Here is an 18,518-nt window from a genome sequence, read left to right on the forward strand (position 1 = left end):
TTTCTATACGGTTTCATTAGTGAAAACTGAGCATATCAGCGATCTCTTGGAGTGCGTCCTCGGTCAGTTCATGATCATCAAAATCACTGATGGTTTTTTCTGTTTCTGTTTTGTTCAGACAGTGATCAATCAGCTTCAGTAAGTAGTGATGGCAATTCTCACAAAGCTGTGCAATTGTTTTATGCTGGAAACGGGATGTTTCATACGTCATGTTGACTGTCATTTTTCCTTCTGCTGCCATCGCACTGATATCAAGCGTTTGCTCACGGTTCCAAGAGGTGCTGATATCTTCTCCGGTCCCGAGTGGAGAAAACGAGAAGGTTTTTTCATCAGGCGCTTCAGTTGTACGGCTGTTTTCAAATTGACCCAGATAGTTGAAGCTGATTTCCGTTGTGCCGCTGAAATCGACGTCAGTTTTCTCAGGCGGGGTCAAATACTTGAGTACACCGTAGCCGAATCCTTTGTCCGGTACGCGTCTCAGTGTATCTTTTGTTGTTTTTAACACATGAACCAAGTATTCTTCTTGATCCTTGTCGGTCAAGTTTGAATCTAGTTTGACGAATAACGGATAAATGGCGGTAAACCATCCAACCGTGCGACTGACATCTATACCGTCTAACACATCCTCGCGTCCGTGGCTTTCTAATGACAATTTGACGGCGGATTGTTTCGTCCAATCCCGCAAAGCTAGAATCACGGAAGCCAGCAGCATATCTTGCGTATCTGTGTTATATGTGCGGTTGACGCTTTTTAAAAGCGCCTCCGTCTCTTTTGTATTGAGAGAGAATGAAACTGTTTCCCGTTTTCTCTGATTTAACGTTTGATCGTTTATTTGATCAAACGGCAGTGCTTCTGCCTGATACTCTTCAGCTTCGCGCCAATAGGCGAGCTGTTTCATAAGCTGACGGCTTTCAGCATAGTCGGCGAGTTTTTCCGTATATGCTTTGAAAGAGCTAGTTTTAGGCGGCAAATCAATGCCTTCTCCCTTTACAGCCTGACGATATCCGGTTGCCAAATCCTCCAGCAGGACACGCCATGAGATGCCGTCAACGATGAAGTGATGAGCCGTTAGGAACAAAAAGTCTCCGTCATCTGTACGGAAAAGTCCGGCCTGCAATAGCGGCCCTTTTTCCAAATCTATGTTCTGTTGAATGCCACGTACATGGTGTTTCATAAGAGATTCATATGCATTGACTTCTGAACCTTTAAGATTGATGATCTGAAGGCTGTACAGTGCGTCGTCTGAATGACTGACCGGCCGATTATATTGAACCCATTTGCCTTGCTCAGACTGTGTGAACACCATTCGCAGCGCATCGTGGTGAATGGTGATGGCTTTTAACGTTTTGCGCAGCGCGTCTTCTTGGACGGAGGCATTCCGATGCAGCATAACAGATTGATTAAAATGGTGTTTCTCTTTTATATCTTGAGAAAGGAACCATTTCTGAACAGGTGACCATTGTACTTCACCCTCAACCGGAGCTTGGCTGGCAATAGTATCGGAATCACGAATATAGGCTGCCAATTCTTTAATTGTCGGATGACTGAATAAATCTTTAACCGACATTTGTTTCCCGATTCGATGAAGCCGTGCTGACACCTGTAACGCTTTAATGGAATCTCCTCCGAGCTCAAAGAACGAAGCGTCAATTCCGATTTTTTCTGCACCGAGCACTTCACCCCATATATCTGCCAGTTTTTGTTCCATCTCGCTGTTCGGTGCATGAAATGTCCGTACTTGATTGAATGCCGGTTCTGGAAGTGCCCGGCGATCCAGCTTGCCATTTGGTGACAAAGGAAGCGTGTCCAGCGTTTGAATAAACGCCGGCATCATATATAAAGGCAGCTGTTTTTTTAATTCGGCACGCAGCATTTCTGTATTGAAGTCTTGCTCTGCCACAATATAAGCACATAATTCGGTTTGAGCAGGCGCTGTTTCGCGAGCAAGGACAACGGCCTCTTTTACTCCGTTTATACGGCGGATAACCGATTCAATTTCTTTCGTTTCTACACGGTGGCCTCTGATTTTGACTTGATCGTCCAATCGTCCTAAGTACTCGATCGTACCGTCTGCCATCCATCTGGCTGCGTCACCTGTTCGATACATGCGTTTTTCGGGCTGAAATGGGTGCTGAACGAACGTTTTTGCTGTCAGTTCCGGAAGATTGACGTACCCTCTCGCAAGCCCTGTTCCTGCTATGCAAAGCTCGCCGGCAACGCCGATTGGCTGAAGCTGATCCCGGTTTAAAATCAGCACTTCAGTATTGTCGATCGGCCGGCCGATGCATACGTTTTTCTGCCGTTCCATATGTCTCATGGCTGTGGTTGCCACACTGTTTTCTGTCGGCCCATATTCGTTTGCTAGCTCTGTATTCGGACATATTGCCATGCTGCGGTCTATCAATTCCCGGTCAGCTGCTTCTCCTGCAAGCGTGACTACTCTAAGCCTCTTTGCATCTTCCGGCTGTAGGACGTCCAAAAGCGCACGATATAAAACAGGGACGATAATCATATGTGTAACTCGATGATGAAATAGATCATGCTTAATGGACAAAATATCTTTCGCTTCGTTTTCATCAGGCAGCACTGTCTTTGCACCTGACAAAAGCGGTGTGAACATACTTGTTAAAAAGCCGTCAAACGAAAAAGAAAAGAGCTGAAGGACTGTGTCTGTCTCATTCAAAGCATAAGCGTTTCGCCGCCACTGCAGGGTGTTGGCTATTCCTTTATGCTCGACCATCACTCCTTTAGGCTGGCCTGTCGTTCCTGAAGTATAAATGATATAAGCCAAATGCTGAGGGCGTGACACTTGCGGAAGCGGTGATCCGTCGTATGTCTCCGCGTTCTCTATGGCGAATATCTCACCTTCAAAATCTTCAAGTGCTTCTTGGTCCGCAGCAGGTAAAGTGATGAGCAGTTTGGCTCGGCTGTCGCCGAGTATATAGCGTTTCCGTTCCGCCGGGTATTCCGGATCAATCGGGACATAACAGCCGCCGGCTTTCCAAACGCCCAGAATGGCTGCAATCATGCTGAAGGAACGAGGCATCATAATTCCGACTGGTGTGTCCGGTTTAACCCCGCGGTCACGCAGGGCCCATGCAATGCCATTGGACCATTCGTCCAGTTCCTGATAGGTGAGCGTGTTTTCTCTGCTGACGAGTGCAGGAGCATTCGGAGTCAGCGCTGCCTGTTTTTCAAACAGGTGATCGATTGTTTGCCCTTTATGTTCATTTTCTTGTCCGCTGTTAAACTCATTCAGCAGTTTGTTTCGTTCTTCATGAGTCAGAATGTCGAGATCGTTAAGAAGTGTGTTCGGGTTTTCGACGATATGGCTCAGCAAATTTGACAGATGATATGTCCATTGTTTTACCGTTGCTTTTTGAAAAAGAGCAGACGAATATTCAAATTGTAAATGAATTTGCTCGTCACCCTCAGAAGCCTGCAATGTGATGTCAAATTTAGAAACATGATGAGAAACGCTGGCCGGCTGAAGTTGTATGTCATTCAGCTCCAAAGTCTGTTGCTCTGTATTTTGAACGACTAACATGGCGTCAAACACTGGATTTCGGCTCATATCCCTTGTCACGCCGAGCTTGTCGACAAGCTCTTCGAACGGATAATCCTGGTGTTCGTAAGCTTCCAAGGCGGTCTCGCGCACTTCCTGCAAAAATTGCGCAAATGGCTTTCCGCCCTCCGGGCGTGCCCGAAGCGCCAGGGTGTTGACGAACATTCCAAGTATCGGCTCGAGGTCCTTGTGAGGACGTCCGGCGATAGGCGACCCGACGATGATGTCTTCCTGTCCGCTTAAGCGTGACAATAACGCTGTGTAAGCTGCCAGGAGCACCATGTACAGGGTGCTTCCGTTCTCGCGTGCGAGCTTGTGAAGCCCGGCTGTGAGTTCTTGATCGAGCGTAAACGAAACTTGATCACCCGCGAAGCTTCGCACCGGCGGCCGGGCGTAATCAGCCGGCAGGTCCAGTACGGGCAGCTCGCCTTCGAGCTGCTTCAGCCAGTACGCCTCCTGCGTCTTGTACGTGTCTCCTTTTTTAAAGGCCTCCTGCCATACGGCATAGTCTTTATATTGGATGTGAAGCGGAGGAAGCTCCTGATTGGCGTACAGCTTTCCGAATTCCCGAATGAGCGTATTGACTGAAACACCATCTGAAATAATGTGATGCATATCGACCAGTAATAGATGCCGCCCGTCTGATATCTTGACGATTCCCGCTCGGAACAGCGGAGCTTGGCTGAGATCAAACGGCTGGATAAACGATGCCGCGGCTTCCTGTTCAGTTTGTCCGCCGAGCACAGAGGTGTGGAATGTAAACGGCACTTCGTCATGGATGCGCTGAACCGGCTCGCCGTCTGTGTCCGTTGTAAAGGACGTCCGCAGTGACTCGTGGCGTTTGATCAGTGCTTTAAATATCGCGTCTAATCTTTCCACATCCAAGTTTCCTTCAAGCTCCAAGGCCGCAGGCATATTGTAGCCTGTGCCTCCATCCTCCAGCTGCTGGAGCACATACATCCGCTTTTGGGCAGAGGAAACCGGATAGGACTCGCGTTTTTCTGCCGGCTTAATGGCTTCATACGGACTTTCCATTCCTTCGCTGATGACAGAAGCCAAACCTTCTACCGTCGGATGGGCAAATACCTCCTTCAGCGGCACCAGGACGCCGAATTCCTTGGCGATCCGGGAGACAAGCGCGGTGGCTTTTAAGGAATGGCCGCCCCGGTCAAAAAAGTTGTCGTGAATGCCGACAGAGCCGCTTTTCAGCACTTCCTCCCACAGCTGGGAAAGCTTCATCTCTGTCAGGTTTCTCGGCGCTGTGTAGGTTTCCCGATCTGCCGCTCCGTCAGGAGCAGGCAGCGCTTTTCGGTCAAGCTTTCCGCTCGGGGTAACCGGCCATTGTTCCATCTCAATGATATGAGCAGGAATCATATAGCCCGGCAGCAATGTCTCAAGCTGCTTGCGCACTTCATTTCTTCCGAGCCCTTCCGCATACGCACATAATTCCGCCTCGCCGCTTTCTGTACGAACAGTCACAGCCGCTTCCCGCACGCCTTCTATGCTTCTGAGCGCCGCTTCGATTTCTCCCGGCTCAATCCGGTAGCCGCGGATTTTCACCTGGTCATCCAGACGGCCGAGGAATTCAACCTGTCCGTCAGGCAGCCAGCGCGCCAAATCACCCGTTTTGTACATGCGTTCACCCGGATAAAATGGATCATCTAGAAAACGTTCTTCTGTTAATTCCGGGCGATTCAAGTAGCCTCTGGCGACACCGGCTCCGGCGATATACAATTCCCCGATACATCCAGCAGGCAGCACCCTCTGCTTCTGGTTTAGAATATACAATCTGACATGATGAATAGGTTTGCCAATGGGAATGCGGTCAAGTTTTTCATCCAGCGGGCAATTAAAGAATGCCGCTTCTACAGTAGCTTCGGTAGGCCCATAGGAATTGGTTAATGTAACATCTGGCAGCAATTCACAGAACCGAGAGACAAGATGAGCCCCTAGCTGTTCGCCTCCAGAAAACACTCTCTTCAGCCTGTTCGTTTTGATCGGTACAGGGCCATTTTTTAGATATTCTAAAAACGCATGAAGCATAGAAGGCACAAAATGCATCGCGGTAATCTGCTGTTCTTCTATGACCTTCAATATCATGTCCGGTTCTTTTTCGCCTCCTTGAGGAAGCAGGTAAACAGAGGCGCCAGCGTACGGCCACCAAAACAGCTCCCATATCGAAGCATCGAAGGAATACGACGTTTTATGCAAAATGACGTCCGATTGATTCAAAGGATAGCGGAACTGAAGGGAATTCAAAAAATTCACTGCAGATTGATGCTCAACCTGTACCCCCTTAGGTCTTCCAGTAGAGCCGGATGTATAAATCATATAGGCTAAAGAATCCGGATAGACTTCAACATTTGGATTGGATACACGATGTGTCAGCCCGCTGTTTAATTGACTGAGATGAACGATTTCTCCATTAAAAGCCGGAATGTCTAGATTGTCAGATTGAATAAGGAGAATCCCAGAATCGCTGTCCTTCAGCAAAAAGCGAATCCGTTCCTCTGGATAATCCGGGTCAATAGGAAGATAAGCGCCGCCTGCTTTTAGAATCGCATAAATCCCGACCAGCATTTCAGGGGAACGCCTTCCCATAATGGCAACAGTCGTTTCGGCTTTTACTCCTCGGTCGATCAGCTCCCAGGCTACACGGTTCGCCCGTTCGTTCAATTCCTTGTAGGTTATCGCTCCGTCTTCAAAAATCACGGCCGGTTGGTCAGGTGTTTTTGCCGCTTGCTGTTCGAGTGCATGGTGCAAGGTCTGATTCAACGGATAGCCTGTCTCTTCAAGCCGATGGCATGAGTCAATGAAAGACCTTTCTTCTGCTATTGTCAGGATCGGAATATCGTCCAATTCCATCTCAGGACTGGAAGCCGTGTTTTCCACAAGTGTTATAAAAAGGTCGGCCCATCTTTGAACGGTATCTTTTTCAAACAAAGCGGTACTGTATTCAAACTGACAGTACAGCTCAGCTTCATGCTCCGTGATATACAGGGAAATATCGAACTTAGATATCGGATGCTGCAAATCATTCCATCTAAGCAGCAAATCATTCATTTTCAGTGTTTGCTTTTCCATATTTTGCAGCACAAGTGTTGTATCAAACAGCGGATTCCGGCTCATTTCCCGCTGCACACCGAGTTGATCAACCAGCTCCTCAAACGGATAATCCTGATGCTCATAGGCCTCCAGGGCAGTCTGATTGACTTCCTTCAGAAAATCCGTAAATGTCTTATTGCCGGCTGGGTGCGTCCGAAGCGCTAATGTATTGACGAACATGCCAAGGACCGATTCAAGATCGGCATGCGGGCGTCCGGCAATAGGCGAACCGATCACGATGTCTTCCTGACCGCTTAACCGCGACAAAAAAGCTGAATACAATGCCAGTAGCGTCATGTACAGCGTACTCCCATTTTTGCGGGCTAGCTGCTTCAGGCGGGATGTGATTTCTTCATTCATTTGAAATAAAATTTTTCCGCCTGAGAAATTCCGTTCTGCCGGTCGGCGCTTGTCTGTTGGGAGCTCAAGCACCGGCAGCTCACCGCTAAACTGTCTCAGCCAGTAAGTCTCCTGCTTTTTGTATGTGTCTCCCTTTTGAAATTCCTGCTGCCAAACGGCGTAATCTTTATATTGGATTCGTAACGGCTTAAGCGTCCGATTTGCATAGCGCTCAGTGAATTCGCGGATTAACAGCTGAACGGATACACCATCAGAAATGATATGATGCATGTCCACCAGCAGCAAATGCTTCTCGTTCGCAAGCTTCACAAGGCCAGCTCTGAATAACGGCGCTTGACTGAGGTCAAATGGACGGACAAATCCAGCAGCAGAGGCTTCCTCACTTAACGTAAACGGAACTTCACTGTGAATACGCTGTACGGGCTCGGCGTTTTCTCCCGGCACAAAGGACGTTCGAAGCGGCTCATGCCGGCTGATCAGTTCCTTGAATACAGCAGCCAATTTTTCGCGATCAAGCTTTCCTTCAAGTTCTAAAACTGCCGGCATGTTGTAGCCGACACCGCCATTATCTAGATGCTGGAGCACGTACATCCGCTTTTGAGCTGATGATACTGGGTACGTCGGTTGTTCTTTTGTCTGTGCAATCGCCGCATAGGGATTTTCCTCTGCATTTCGAATGATGAAAGCCAATCCCTCCACTGTCGGATGGGCAAATACGTCCTTCAGCGGGATTTGTACATGAAAGTCTTTGGCGATTCGCGACACAAGCACCGTTGCTTTTAACGAGTGTCCGCCGCGGTCAAAAAAGTTATCGTGAATGCCGATTGGGCCTTCCTTCAGCACATCTTCAAACAGCTGTGAAAGCTTTACCTCTAACAGGTTCCGCGGAGCAGCGTATGTATGACTGCTGATTGAAGCTTCCGGTTCTGGAAGAGCTGATTGATCGACTTTCCCGTTCGGCGTCAAAGGAATGCTGTCCACCGAGATCCATTTGGCCGGAATCATATATTCTGGGAGCTCACTTGCCAGATATTGTCGCAAAGCCGAGGGATCCAGCCTGTGCATACTGCTATAATAAGCGCATAACTCATGTTCTCCGCTTTGATTTTGCCGGATAAGAATAGCAGCTTCTTTTACCTCCGGATGATTCATTAACGCGATTTCTATTTCTTGCGGCTCGATTCGATAACCTCTGATTTTCACTTGATCGTCGGCTCGACCGATATATTCAAAATTGCCATCTTCACGAATTCTCGCTACATCTCCCGTTCGGTACATGACAGCTCCGGACCTGAAGGGATCGGGTAAAAATTTCTCTCGCGTCAGTTTATCGTTATTGATATAACCTCTGGCGACACTTGAACCGGAAATATAAAGTTCTCCTGATACTCCCCGAGGCTGCAGCTGTTTTTGGCGATTTAAAATATACATATCAGTACAATCAATCGGTTTGCCAATCGGAGGAAACTCAGGAATTTGGTCACCCGGATATATGGTATATGCCGACACTACATGAGTTTCTGAAGGTCCATAATGATTATGCAAGCACATGCTGCGCTGACGCAAAACATCTTGGAGGAGACTGGAAACGATTAATTGCTCACCGGCTGTAATTAGGTGTTTTACATCACGAGGAAACGCGTTCGCAAATTCCTGTTCGCTGAAAATCATTTTGATAAAAGCTGTTGGGAGAAACACAATAGCCGTCTGATGCTCTTTTATAAATGCAAACAGCTGAGGCACGTCTCTTTTTATAGCTTCAGGTACGATATGAAGTGTGCCGCCTTCCAGCAATGTTGAAAATATTTCTTGATAGCAGACGTCAAAGGCAGGAGTAGCAAATTGCAAAACGTTATTTTGAAAGTCAATGCCAGAGCGAGTGAATTCAAACTGCAGCAAGTTCGCCATATTTCGATGTTCAAATTGAACGCCTTTTGGTTTTCCTGTTGTGCCTGATGTGTAAATCATATAGAGCAGATCGTCAGCACTATTCACTGAATGTAAGCAGCTGCCGTCTTCGATTTGAGTATCTTCCATATAGGTAACATTCAGGCCAGTCTCAAGCAAAGGTGCAAAACGAGCTTGTGAAACGACATGAGAGCAGCCGCAGTCATTCAGAATATAATGGATTCTGTCAGACGGATAATGGGGATCGATTGGAACAATGGCGCCTCCAGCCTTCAATATACCGAGAACACCGGTAATGAACTCAGCTGAGCGTTCCATCATGATTGCGACAGGTTCCTGCCTCATAACGCCTTTTTTCCGCAAATGCCGTGCCAATCTGTTGGCGGATTCGTTCAATTCTTTATAGGTCAGAGATTGTGCTTGATCAATTACAGCCTGCGCGTCAGGCGTCTTTTCTGCCTGTTTTTCAAACATGGCATGGATGGTTTCATAAGCTGGTGTGTGATCTTTGATTTCCCCAATCAACTGCAGCTTTTCATTGTCTGTTATGATATCGATGTCTGCTGGTGAGAGATGCGGATGATCTAAGATTTGAGAAACAGTGTTCAACAGATGCTCCTTAACAGAAAGCACAAAGGATCGGTCATGCAGTGCTGGATCATAGCTCATTTTTATATGGATTTCTTCCGCTGGTGCGACCATGAGATAAAAGCTGTAATTGGTTTCATCCGCCACTTTGAAGTTATGAATCTGAAAAAGATCTGAATCGTGCTCCTGGCTGTTCAGCATTTCTATTTCTTTCTGCACCGGATAGTTTTCGAATACAAGAATATGATCTATCAAACCTTGCTTGACTGCTGAACGGGACTGTATCTCGTATAGAGGATGGTAGCTGTATGCTTCTGCAGCAAGGCGATCCTTTTGCATGTCTTTTACGAGCTGTAAAAATGGCCTTTTTGATCCGTGTAGCCGTATGGGAATTGTGTTAATGAAAAGCCCAACCATTTGTTCAATTCCTTCAATGTCTGAGGGCCTTCCTGACATGACAGAACCGAATACCGCGTCATCACTATTGTTATATTTTTGAAGAAGAATCCCCCAAAGGGTATGGAAAATCGTGCTGAGTGTGACTTCTTCTCTTACGGCAAGCTCTGAAAGCCTGCTGCTGTCTTCTTTTGAAAATGAAAATGTAATTTGCTCCTGCCTGCTTGTACTCTTTGTTTTTTTCTGCTTCGGAAGCAAGGTTTGCTGCTCATAGCCGGAAAGATAATTGTCCCAATAGGAAATAGCTTTCTCTTTGTCTTGCTCCATCAGCCAATTGATATAAGTTCCGTATGGCTGAACGGGCTCCAGTGATAATGGAGCCCCTTTTATTTTTGATGCATAAATCTGAAGGAATTCTTTTAGTACAATGCCGAGGCACCAGCCGTCCATCATGATGTGGTGAAAGGTCCAAATACAAGTATATTCCCGCTTTCCGGTTCGAATAAGTGTGATGCGCATGAGCATATCCTTTTGCAGATGAAACCCTTTGGCGCGGTCCTTTTCTTTTATTTGTTCGACAAACTCAGATTGGCCCGCTTCATCTAAATGAGCAATGTCCTCCTCCAGTACACTGACAGTCCGTTCTCTCAGGACAACCTGCTGAGGTGAAGAGACATTTTGGCTGATGAAAATCGTTCTGAAAATGTCATGTCTTGCTACTAAAGCATTGATGCTCTCTTGGAAAAACTGTAAATTAACTTCTCCCTCTATTGTAAAAGAGGCTTGTTCAACATATGCCCGTGAATCTTTTTGTAGGAGGGAATGAAAAAGCATTCCTTCCTGCATATAAGACAGCGGATAAATATCCTGAATTGAATTCGCTTTTGTCATGTTCATATCTCCCTGTCACGATTTTCTACAAGTCTTCCACCAAGCTGGATATACTGTCCAAATCCTCTGCCGTTAACGATTGGCTGCTGAAATCGCTCAGCGTCTTTTCTGTGTTCTGTTTTTCAGCACAGTGTTTCATAATATTCTGCAGATAGCATTCAATTAGGTTGATAAGCCGCTCCATTGTCCCCCTGTGAAACCGTGCTGGCGCATAGCTGAGCTGAAAATGAAGCTGGTTTTCTGCTGCCATCGCACTCATTTCAATAAGCTGCTCCCGCTTCCAAGTAGGCGTGATGTCCTTACCGCTCCCAAGACCGGACGGGCGGAAACGGTCTTGTCTTCCTATGTCGTTGAACTGCCCCAAATAGTTAAAGCCGATTTCAGGTGTTTTTGAAAACACCATACTTTTATATTCGGGAGGTGTGATATATTTCAACATGCCGTAGCCTACCCCTTTGTTCGGTATCCGGCCCAATGTATCTTTCACGGTTTTAACTGCGGTTCCAAGCTCATCCGCTTGATTTTCAAAGTCAATAAGGACGGGGTAAATGGATGTAAACCAGCCAACCGTGCGGCTGATGTCTAAATCTGGCAGAATGTGTTCTCTTCCGTGTCCCTCCATTGCCATACGGAGCTTGCTGCCCCCTGTCCAGTCACAAATCGCTAAGGAAGCCGCCGTCAAAAGAATATCTTGTGTATCTGTGCCATAAGCGTGGTTTACCTTTTGCAGCAAGACCGCGGTGTCTGCCTCAGTGAGTGAAAAGCGCAATGTTTCCCTTTCACTGCTGTCCATATTCTCCAGATAAGGCATTTCATATGGCAGTTCCGCTGCTTTTTCCTCTTCAACCGTCCGCCAGTACGTTTCCTCGCGAATCAGCTTGCTGCTTTGGGCATAATCTTGAATTCGCCGTGCGTATTCAAGATAGGAATCTGTTTTAGGCGGGAGCTGTATAGCCTGTCCAGAAGCTGCTTGATGATATGCCGCTGACAGGTCCTCCAGTAAAATTCTCCATGATACCCCATCAACGACCAAATGATGAATCGTGAGAAATAAATAATCTCCGGTCAGCGTTTTAAACCAAGCGGCATGCAGTAATGGTCCTTGTTGGAGATTAATGCTTTGCTGAAGATTTGAAACTTCTTCTTTAATGCTCGTTTCCCAATCAATACCCGGATCTGAAACATCAGAAGTCCTTAAGCTGTACAGTTTGGATTCATGAATGTCTTGGTTGATTTGCAGCTGTTGTCCGCTATCATCCCGATAAATCATCCGCAGGGCATCATGATGCTCTGCCAGTTTTTTCAGTGACGCTCGCAGTGCATCTTCAGACAAACAATCAGGACTAAACAGCATGACAGACTGGTTAAAATGGTGTCTATCTTCTATATCCTGAGAGAGGAACCAATGCTGAATGGGTGTCCATGGAACAGCTCCCTGAACAGATCCTTGGTCTATGACTCTTTCTGTCTTGCGGATGACTGCTGATAAATCTTTTATTTTCGGATGGCGGAATAAATCGCTTGCATGCAAGCTCCATCCATAACGCCCGAGGCGCGCGGATACTTGAAGAGCCTTAATAGAATCTCCGCCTAATTCAAAAAACGAATCTTCTATTCCGATCCTCTGTGTCCCGAGAACCTCCTGCCATATGTTTGCAAGTTGTTCTTCAAGGTCATTTCGAGGCGGGACGTACGTTTGTTTAGATGTGATATCTGGTTCAGGCAATGCTTTTCGGTTCAATTTTCCGTTGGCCGTGAGCGGGAGAGCATCCATTTCTATCATATAGGCCGGCATCATATAGCCAGGCAGCATTTGAGAAAGGTGAGTACGCACTTGTTCAGCATCTGTATCCTCTTTTACGCTTATATAGGCGCAAAGCTCCTTGCTGCCTAATTGTCCTGTTCGCGCCAATACAGCTGCTTCTTTGACACCGTCTATATGACGAAGCGCAGATTCAATCTCACCAAGCTCAACCCGGTAGCCCCTTATTTTTACCTGATCATCGACACGGCCTACGTATTCAATTGTGCCGTCTGGCAGCCAGCGTGCCAGATCACCGGTACGGTACATTTGTTCGCCGGGCGCAAATGGATTTGGCACAAATTTCTCTTTCGTCAGGTCTGGGCGACCAAGATAGCCTCTTGCCACACCATCTCCGCCGACACACAGTTCACCGACAGCTCCGGTCGGCTGCAGCATTCCCCATTTATTTAAGATAAATGCGGTTGAATTACCAATCGGCCGGCCGATCGGGATGGAATGATCATACGTTTTTTCAATGTGAAAGCAAGTCGAAAAAGTTGTATTCTCAGTCGGCCCATATCCGTTCCAAATTGACAATTCCGGGCATGCTTGCTTGATTCGATTGACATGACTGGCTGACAGAGCTTCTCCGCCAATTATCAGATTTATGAGCCGAGAAAATATTTTCTCATTCTGTTCTGTTAAATGGTTGAAAAGAGATGCAGTCAGCCACATTGTGGTGATTCCGTTTTGTTCTATGTATCTCTTAAGCTGATGGGAATCCAGAAATGTTTCTTTATCTGTGAGATGCAAAGCAGCGCCATTTAGCAACGGTCCGAGTATTTCAAATGTAACGACATCAAAACCGAGTGAAGAAGTCAGCAGAAGCCGGTCTTCAGGTGTAAATTCAATGTAATTGCTGTTTTTAACGAGACGGATCACACTTCGCTGTTCAATCATGACACCCTTCGGTTTGCCGGTTGATCCTGATGTATAGATGATATAAGCGAGTGAATGTGGTCCTGCTGGAGATTCAAAGTTCTTCGCTTCTCCTTGTCCTTGAATCTCTTCAATGACGATTTGCTCACAATTATGCTCTAAGTCTAATCGTTGACTATTTGTTTTTTCAGATCGAAGGAGTATTTTTGCACCGCTGTCTGACAGCATATATGATATTCGGTCAGCGGGCAGATCCTTAGCAATAGGCAGATAGGCTCCTCCAGCTTTCAAAATGCCGAGCATTCCGGCTGCAAGTTCTGGAGTTCGTGTTGTCAATAATGCAACTACAGTTTCAGGTCCGACTTCTTTTCTCCGAAGAACAGCAGCAATCCTGTTTGCCCGGCTGTTCAGTTCCTCATACGTTAATGTTTGTTCATCGCCGGCCACTGCTATGGCATAAGGCGTTTGTGCAGCCTGTAACTCAAACAGCCTGCTGATGGTTTCATGTCTCGGATACTCTCTTTTTGTACAGTTGAGTTCATGGATAAGGAAATGGGTTTCATTCTCGTCCAATACATGTATTGTTCCAAGTGCTGCTTTGCTGTCTTGGATGATGGCGCGTAGCAAATTCATTAAATAGTGAAGCCACATTTCGATCGTTTTTTTCTGATAGAGATCCGTGCTATATTCCATTTGAAACATCATAGATCCATTAGATTCCTCGTACGCATACAGGGTTAAATCGAACTTCGATACTTGATGTCCCATATTTGTTGCGGGCCGGAGACACAGGTCCTTCAGCTGCATGGATTCTTGGTCCATATTCTGAAGCACAAACATCACATCAAACAGCGGATTTCGGCTCATATCCCGCGTTACGCCGAGCTTGTCGACAAGCTCTTCGAACGGATAATCCTGATGTTCGTAAGCTTCCAATGCGGTCTCGCGCACTTCCTGCAAAAATTGCGCAAACGGCTTCCCGCCCTCCGGGCGTGTCCGCAGCGCCAGGGTGTTGACGAACATTCCAAGTATCGGCTCGAGGTCCTTGTGAGGACGTCCGGCAATTGGTGACCCGACGATGATGTCTTCCTGTCCGCTTAAGCGCGCCAATAACGCTGTGTAAGCTGCCAGGAGCACCATGTACAGGGTGCTTCCATTCTCGCGTGCGAGCTTGTGAAGCCCGGCTGTGAGTTCTTGATCGAGCGTAAATGAAACTTGATCACCCGCGAAGCTTCGCACCGGCGGCCGGGCGTAATCAGCCGGCAGGTCCAGTACGGGCAGCTCGCCTTCGAGCTGCTTCAGCCAGTACGCCTCCTGCGTCTTGTACGTGTCTCCTTTTTTAAAGGCCTCCTGCCATACGGCATAGTCTTTATATTGAATGTGAAGCGCAGGTAGCTCCTGATTGGCGTACAGCTCCCCGAATTCCCGAATGAGCGTATTGACTGAAACACCATCAGAAATAATGTGATGCTTATCGACCAGTAATAGATGCCGCCCGTCTGATACCTTGACGATCCCCGCCCGAAACAGCGGAGCTTGGCTGAGATCAAACGGCTGGATAAACGCTGCCGCGGCTTCCTGTTCAGTTTGTCCGCCGAGCACAGAGGTGTGGAATGTAAACGGCACTTCCTCATGGATGCGCTGAACCGGCTCGCCGTCTGTGTCTGTTGTAAAGGACGTCCGCAGGGACTCGTGGCGTTTGATCAGCTTTTTGAATACGGCATCCATTCTTGTAAGATCCAGCTTTCCTTCCAGCTCCAAGACTGCCGGCATATTGTAGCCTGTGCCTCCATCCTCCAGCTGCTGGAGCACATACATTCGCTTTTGGGCAGAGGAAACCGGGTAGGTCTCGCGTTTTTCTGCCGGCTTAATGGCTTCATACGGACTTTCCGTTCCTTCGCTGATGATAGAAGTCAAACCTTCTACCGTCGGATGGGCAAATACCTCCTTCAGCGGCACTTGGACGCCGAATTCCTTGGCGATCCGGGAGACAAGCGCGGTGGCTTTTAAGGAATGGCCTCCCCGGTCAAAAAAGTTGTCGTGAATGCCGACAGGGCCGCTTTTCAGCACTTCCTCCCACAGCTGGGAAAGCTTCATCTCTGTCAGGTTTCTCGGCGCCGAGTAGATTTCCCGATCTGCCGCTCCGTCAGGAGCAGGCAGCGCTTTTCGGTCGAGCTTTCCGCTCGGGGTAACCGGCCATTGTTTCATCTCAATGATATGAGCAGGAATCATGTAGCCTGGAAGCACTATCTCAAGCTGCTTGCGCACTTCGTTTCTTCCGAGCCCTTCTGCATACGCACATAATTCCGCCTCGCCGCTTTCTGTACGAACAGTCACAGCCGCTTCCCGCACGCCTTCTATGCTTCTGAGCGCGGCTTCGATTTCTCCCGGCTCAATCCGGTAGCCGCGGATTTTCACCTGGTCATCCAGACGGCCGAGGAATTCCACTTGTCCGTCTGGCAGCCAGCGCGCCAAATCCCCTGTTTTGTACATGCGCTCTCCCGGATAAAATGGATCATCAAGAAAACGTTCTTCTGTTAATTCCGGACGATTCAAGTAGCCTCTGGCGACGCCGGCTCCGGCGATATACAATTCTCCCGCTACGCCGACAGGCTGTACGGCTACATGCGGATCTAACACATACAGCCGCGCGCCAGGCACAGGTTTTCCGATCGGCAGGCGCAAGCGATCCCTGTCCAGCTCAGGATCACACGTGTAAAATGCCGCATCAACAGTTGCTTCTGTCGGCCCGTAGCCGTGAACGAGAGATGTCTCGGGCAGCAAAGAAGCGAAACGGGCTGCCGTATGAGGGGCCAGCGGTTCACCTCCGGCGAATACACGCTTCAGGCTTCTCGGTGCTTCGATTTCCGCTTGGTCCAAAAAGCTGTTCAGCATGGCCGGAATAAAATGGGCGGTTGTAATGCTTTCCTCTCGAATAGCTTTTACCATCAATGCCGGATCTTTCTCCCAGCCGGACGGAAGCAGATAGGCCGAAGCACCTGAAAGCGTCCACCAAAACAGCTGCCAGACAGACGCATCAAAGGAAAAAGACGTTTTCATCATAATGATGTCGTCTTCCTCTAAAGGAAACTGCATCTGCATGCCGGTCAGAAAGGAAACCGCCTGGCGGTGCTCCACGGCGACCCCTTTCGGCCGCCCAGTGGAGCCTGACGTATAGATCACATAGGCGAGAGAATCGCTGTCCGCTTGATGAAGAGAGTGATATTCGGATTCTTCATTCGCAAGAGCCGTCAGATCCACTTCAAGTGTCTTTCCGGAAAAATCAGGTGCCTTTAATTCCGGCTGTGTCAGTAAAAGGGCTGCCCCGCTGTCTTTCAGCATATAGCTCAGCCTCTCCTCTGGATATACAGGATCAAGAGGCAAATAAGCTCCACCTGCCTTTAATACGGCGAGAACGGCTGTCAGCATGTCCGGCGACCGCTCGCTTAGAACACCGACAATGCTTTCCTTCGTGACACCGTGCGCCGTAAGGCGCGCTGCCAGCCTGTTGGCGTACATGTCAAGCTGCGCGTAAGTCAGCGAGCCGCCAGAAAAGCGTAAGGCCGTCCGCTCCGGCGTCAAAGCCGCCTGACGTTCAAACAGCCCGTGCAGCGTCGGAGCTAACGCTGAAACAGCTCCCGTCGTATTATATTCAGCAACCATTTTCTGTGTTTTGTCTTTATCTAGTAACGTCATCCTTGAAACAGGAAGAGAAGGATCAGAGATGACAGCTGAAATCATATGCTGTAAATAATCTTTTATCTCAGCAATTATGCCAGGCTCATATAAACCTGTATGAAAATTGATGCGCACGAACAATGTGCGGCCTGGAATCACTTTGACGCTGCATCCATAATTCGTCTCCTCCGCCATCGCAAAGTTTTCCACTGAGAAACCGAACGATCCAGTCTGGTTTAGTCCTTCAATTTCTTCCTGGGTCGGCACGTTTTCAAACACGATAATATGATCAATGAGATCTTGTTTAAGAGCACTCTGCGCTTGAATGTCATATAGAGGGAAATAGCTGTATGCTTCTGCTTCAGTCATTTCCTTTTGCATCCGACTGACCAGGTCAGAGAAAGAAAGAGCTTTGCTTTGGACCCGGATGGGAATGGTGTTAATAAAAAGGCCGACTATATTTTCTACATCTTTCAGCTCAGAAGGCCTGCCTGAGACGACTGATCCGAACACGGCATCGTCACAGCGATTGAATTTTTGCAGCAAAATCCCCCACAAAGCTTGGAAAACGGTGTTAAGCGTTGCACCGGATGCTGCTGCGATTTTCTGCAAATCGGACGTTTCTTTTTCAGAGATAGTAAACATGACCTGCTGTAATTCACCTTCTGATACTTGCTCGTTTCTTTTTGGCAAAGAAGAAGCTTTCTCGAAGTGCTGCAGCCGCTTTTTCCAATACGCAGCTGCCTCTTCACGATCCTGCTGCATTAGCCATTTAATATACGTTCCGTACGGCTGAACTGGCTGCAAATATGGAAGCCGCCCTTCTCCCAGCGCTTGATAAATGTTTAGGAAGTCTTTAATGATAATGCCTAAGCACCATCCGTCCATTAAAATATGGTGATGGCTCCAAATGCACACGTAACGCTCAGGCGCCCATTTTAAAACGGATATTCTCATCAGTACATCCGACTGAAGATCAAAGCCCCTTTTTTTATCTTGTTCCTTGAATGCTTCTGTACAATGTTCTTTCTCTCTCTCATTAAGATGAGAAATATCTTCAAAATGAACACGGCAAGAACGGTCTTTAAGCACCACCTGACGAGGTTTGGCTACATTTTTGTAGATAAAAGTCGTTCGAAAGATTTCATACCTGTCAAAAACAGCGTCCATACTTTTCTGGAAACGGTCTAAGTCAAGCTGCCCCTTGATTGTAAAAGAAGCCTGTTCAAAATAAGCTCTCGACTGTTCATCATACAGCGAATGAAAAAGCATCCCCTCCTGCATAAAAGACAAGGGATATATATCCTGTATTTCGGGTTGCTGCGGCATCAATGAATCTCCTCT

The 18,518-nt window shown here is 47.6% G+C and carries 2 protein-coding genes; both read right to left on the minus strand.

Annotation, left to right across the window (positions count from 1 at the left end; all coding sequences use genetic code 11):
- Window positions 1-16: 16 nt before the first annotated feature.
- Window positions 17-10,813, minus strand: coding sequence for a fengycin non-ribosomal peptide synthetase FenA (gene fenA, locus NST56_RS11300; RefSeq protein WP_339176760.1), 10,797 nt, complete (start codon window positions 10,811-10,813; stop codon window positions 17-19).
- Between the two features lie 25 nt (window positions 10,814-10,838).
- A complete protein-coding gene (gene fenE / locus NST56_RS11305; RefSeq protein ID WP_339176761.1) occupies window positions 10,839-18,503 on the minus strand; it encodes a fengycin non-ribosomal peptide synthetase FenE in 7,665 nt (2,554 codons plus the stop codon).
- Between the last annotated feature and the right edge of the window lie 15 nt (window positions 18,504-18,518).

This window comes from Bacillus sp. FSL R5-0560 (genome assembly GCF_037966305.1).
Taxonomy (GTDB): Bacteria; Bacillota; Bacilli; order Bacillales; family Bacillaceae; genus Bacillus; species Bacillus mojavensis.

Excerpts from the sequence above, each read along its gene's own strand:
- fenE (WP_339176761.1), bottom strand. The coding sequence starts at position 18,503 with ATGCCGCAGCAACCCGAAATACAGGATATATATCCCTTGTCTTTTATG.
- fenA (WP_339176760.1), bottom strand. The coding sequence starts at position 10,813 with ATGACAAAAGCGAATTCAATTCAGGATATTTATCCGCTGTCTTATATG.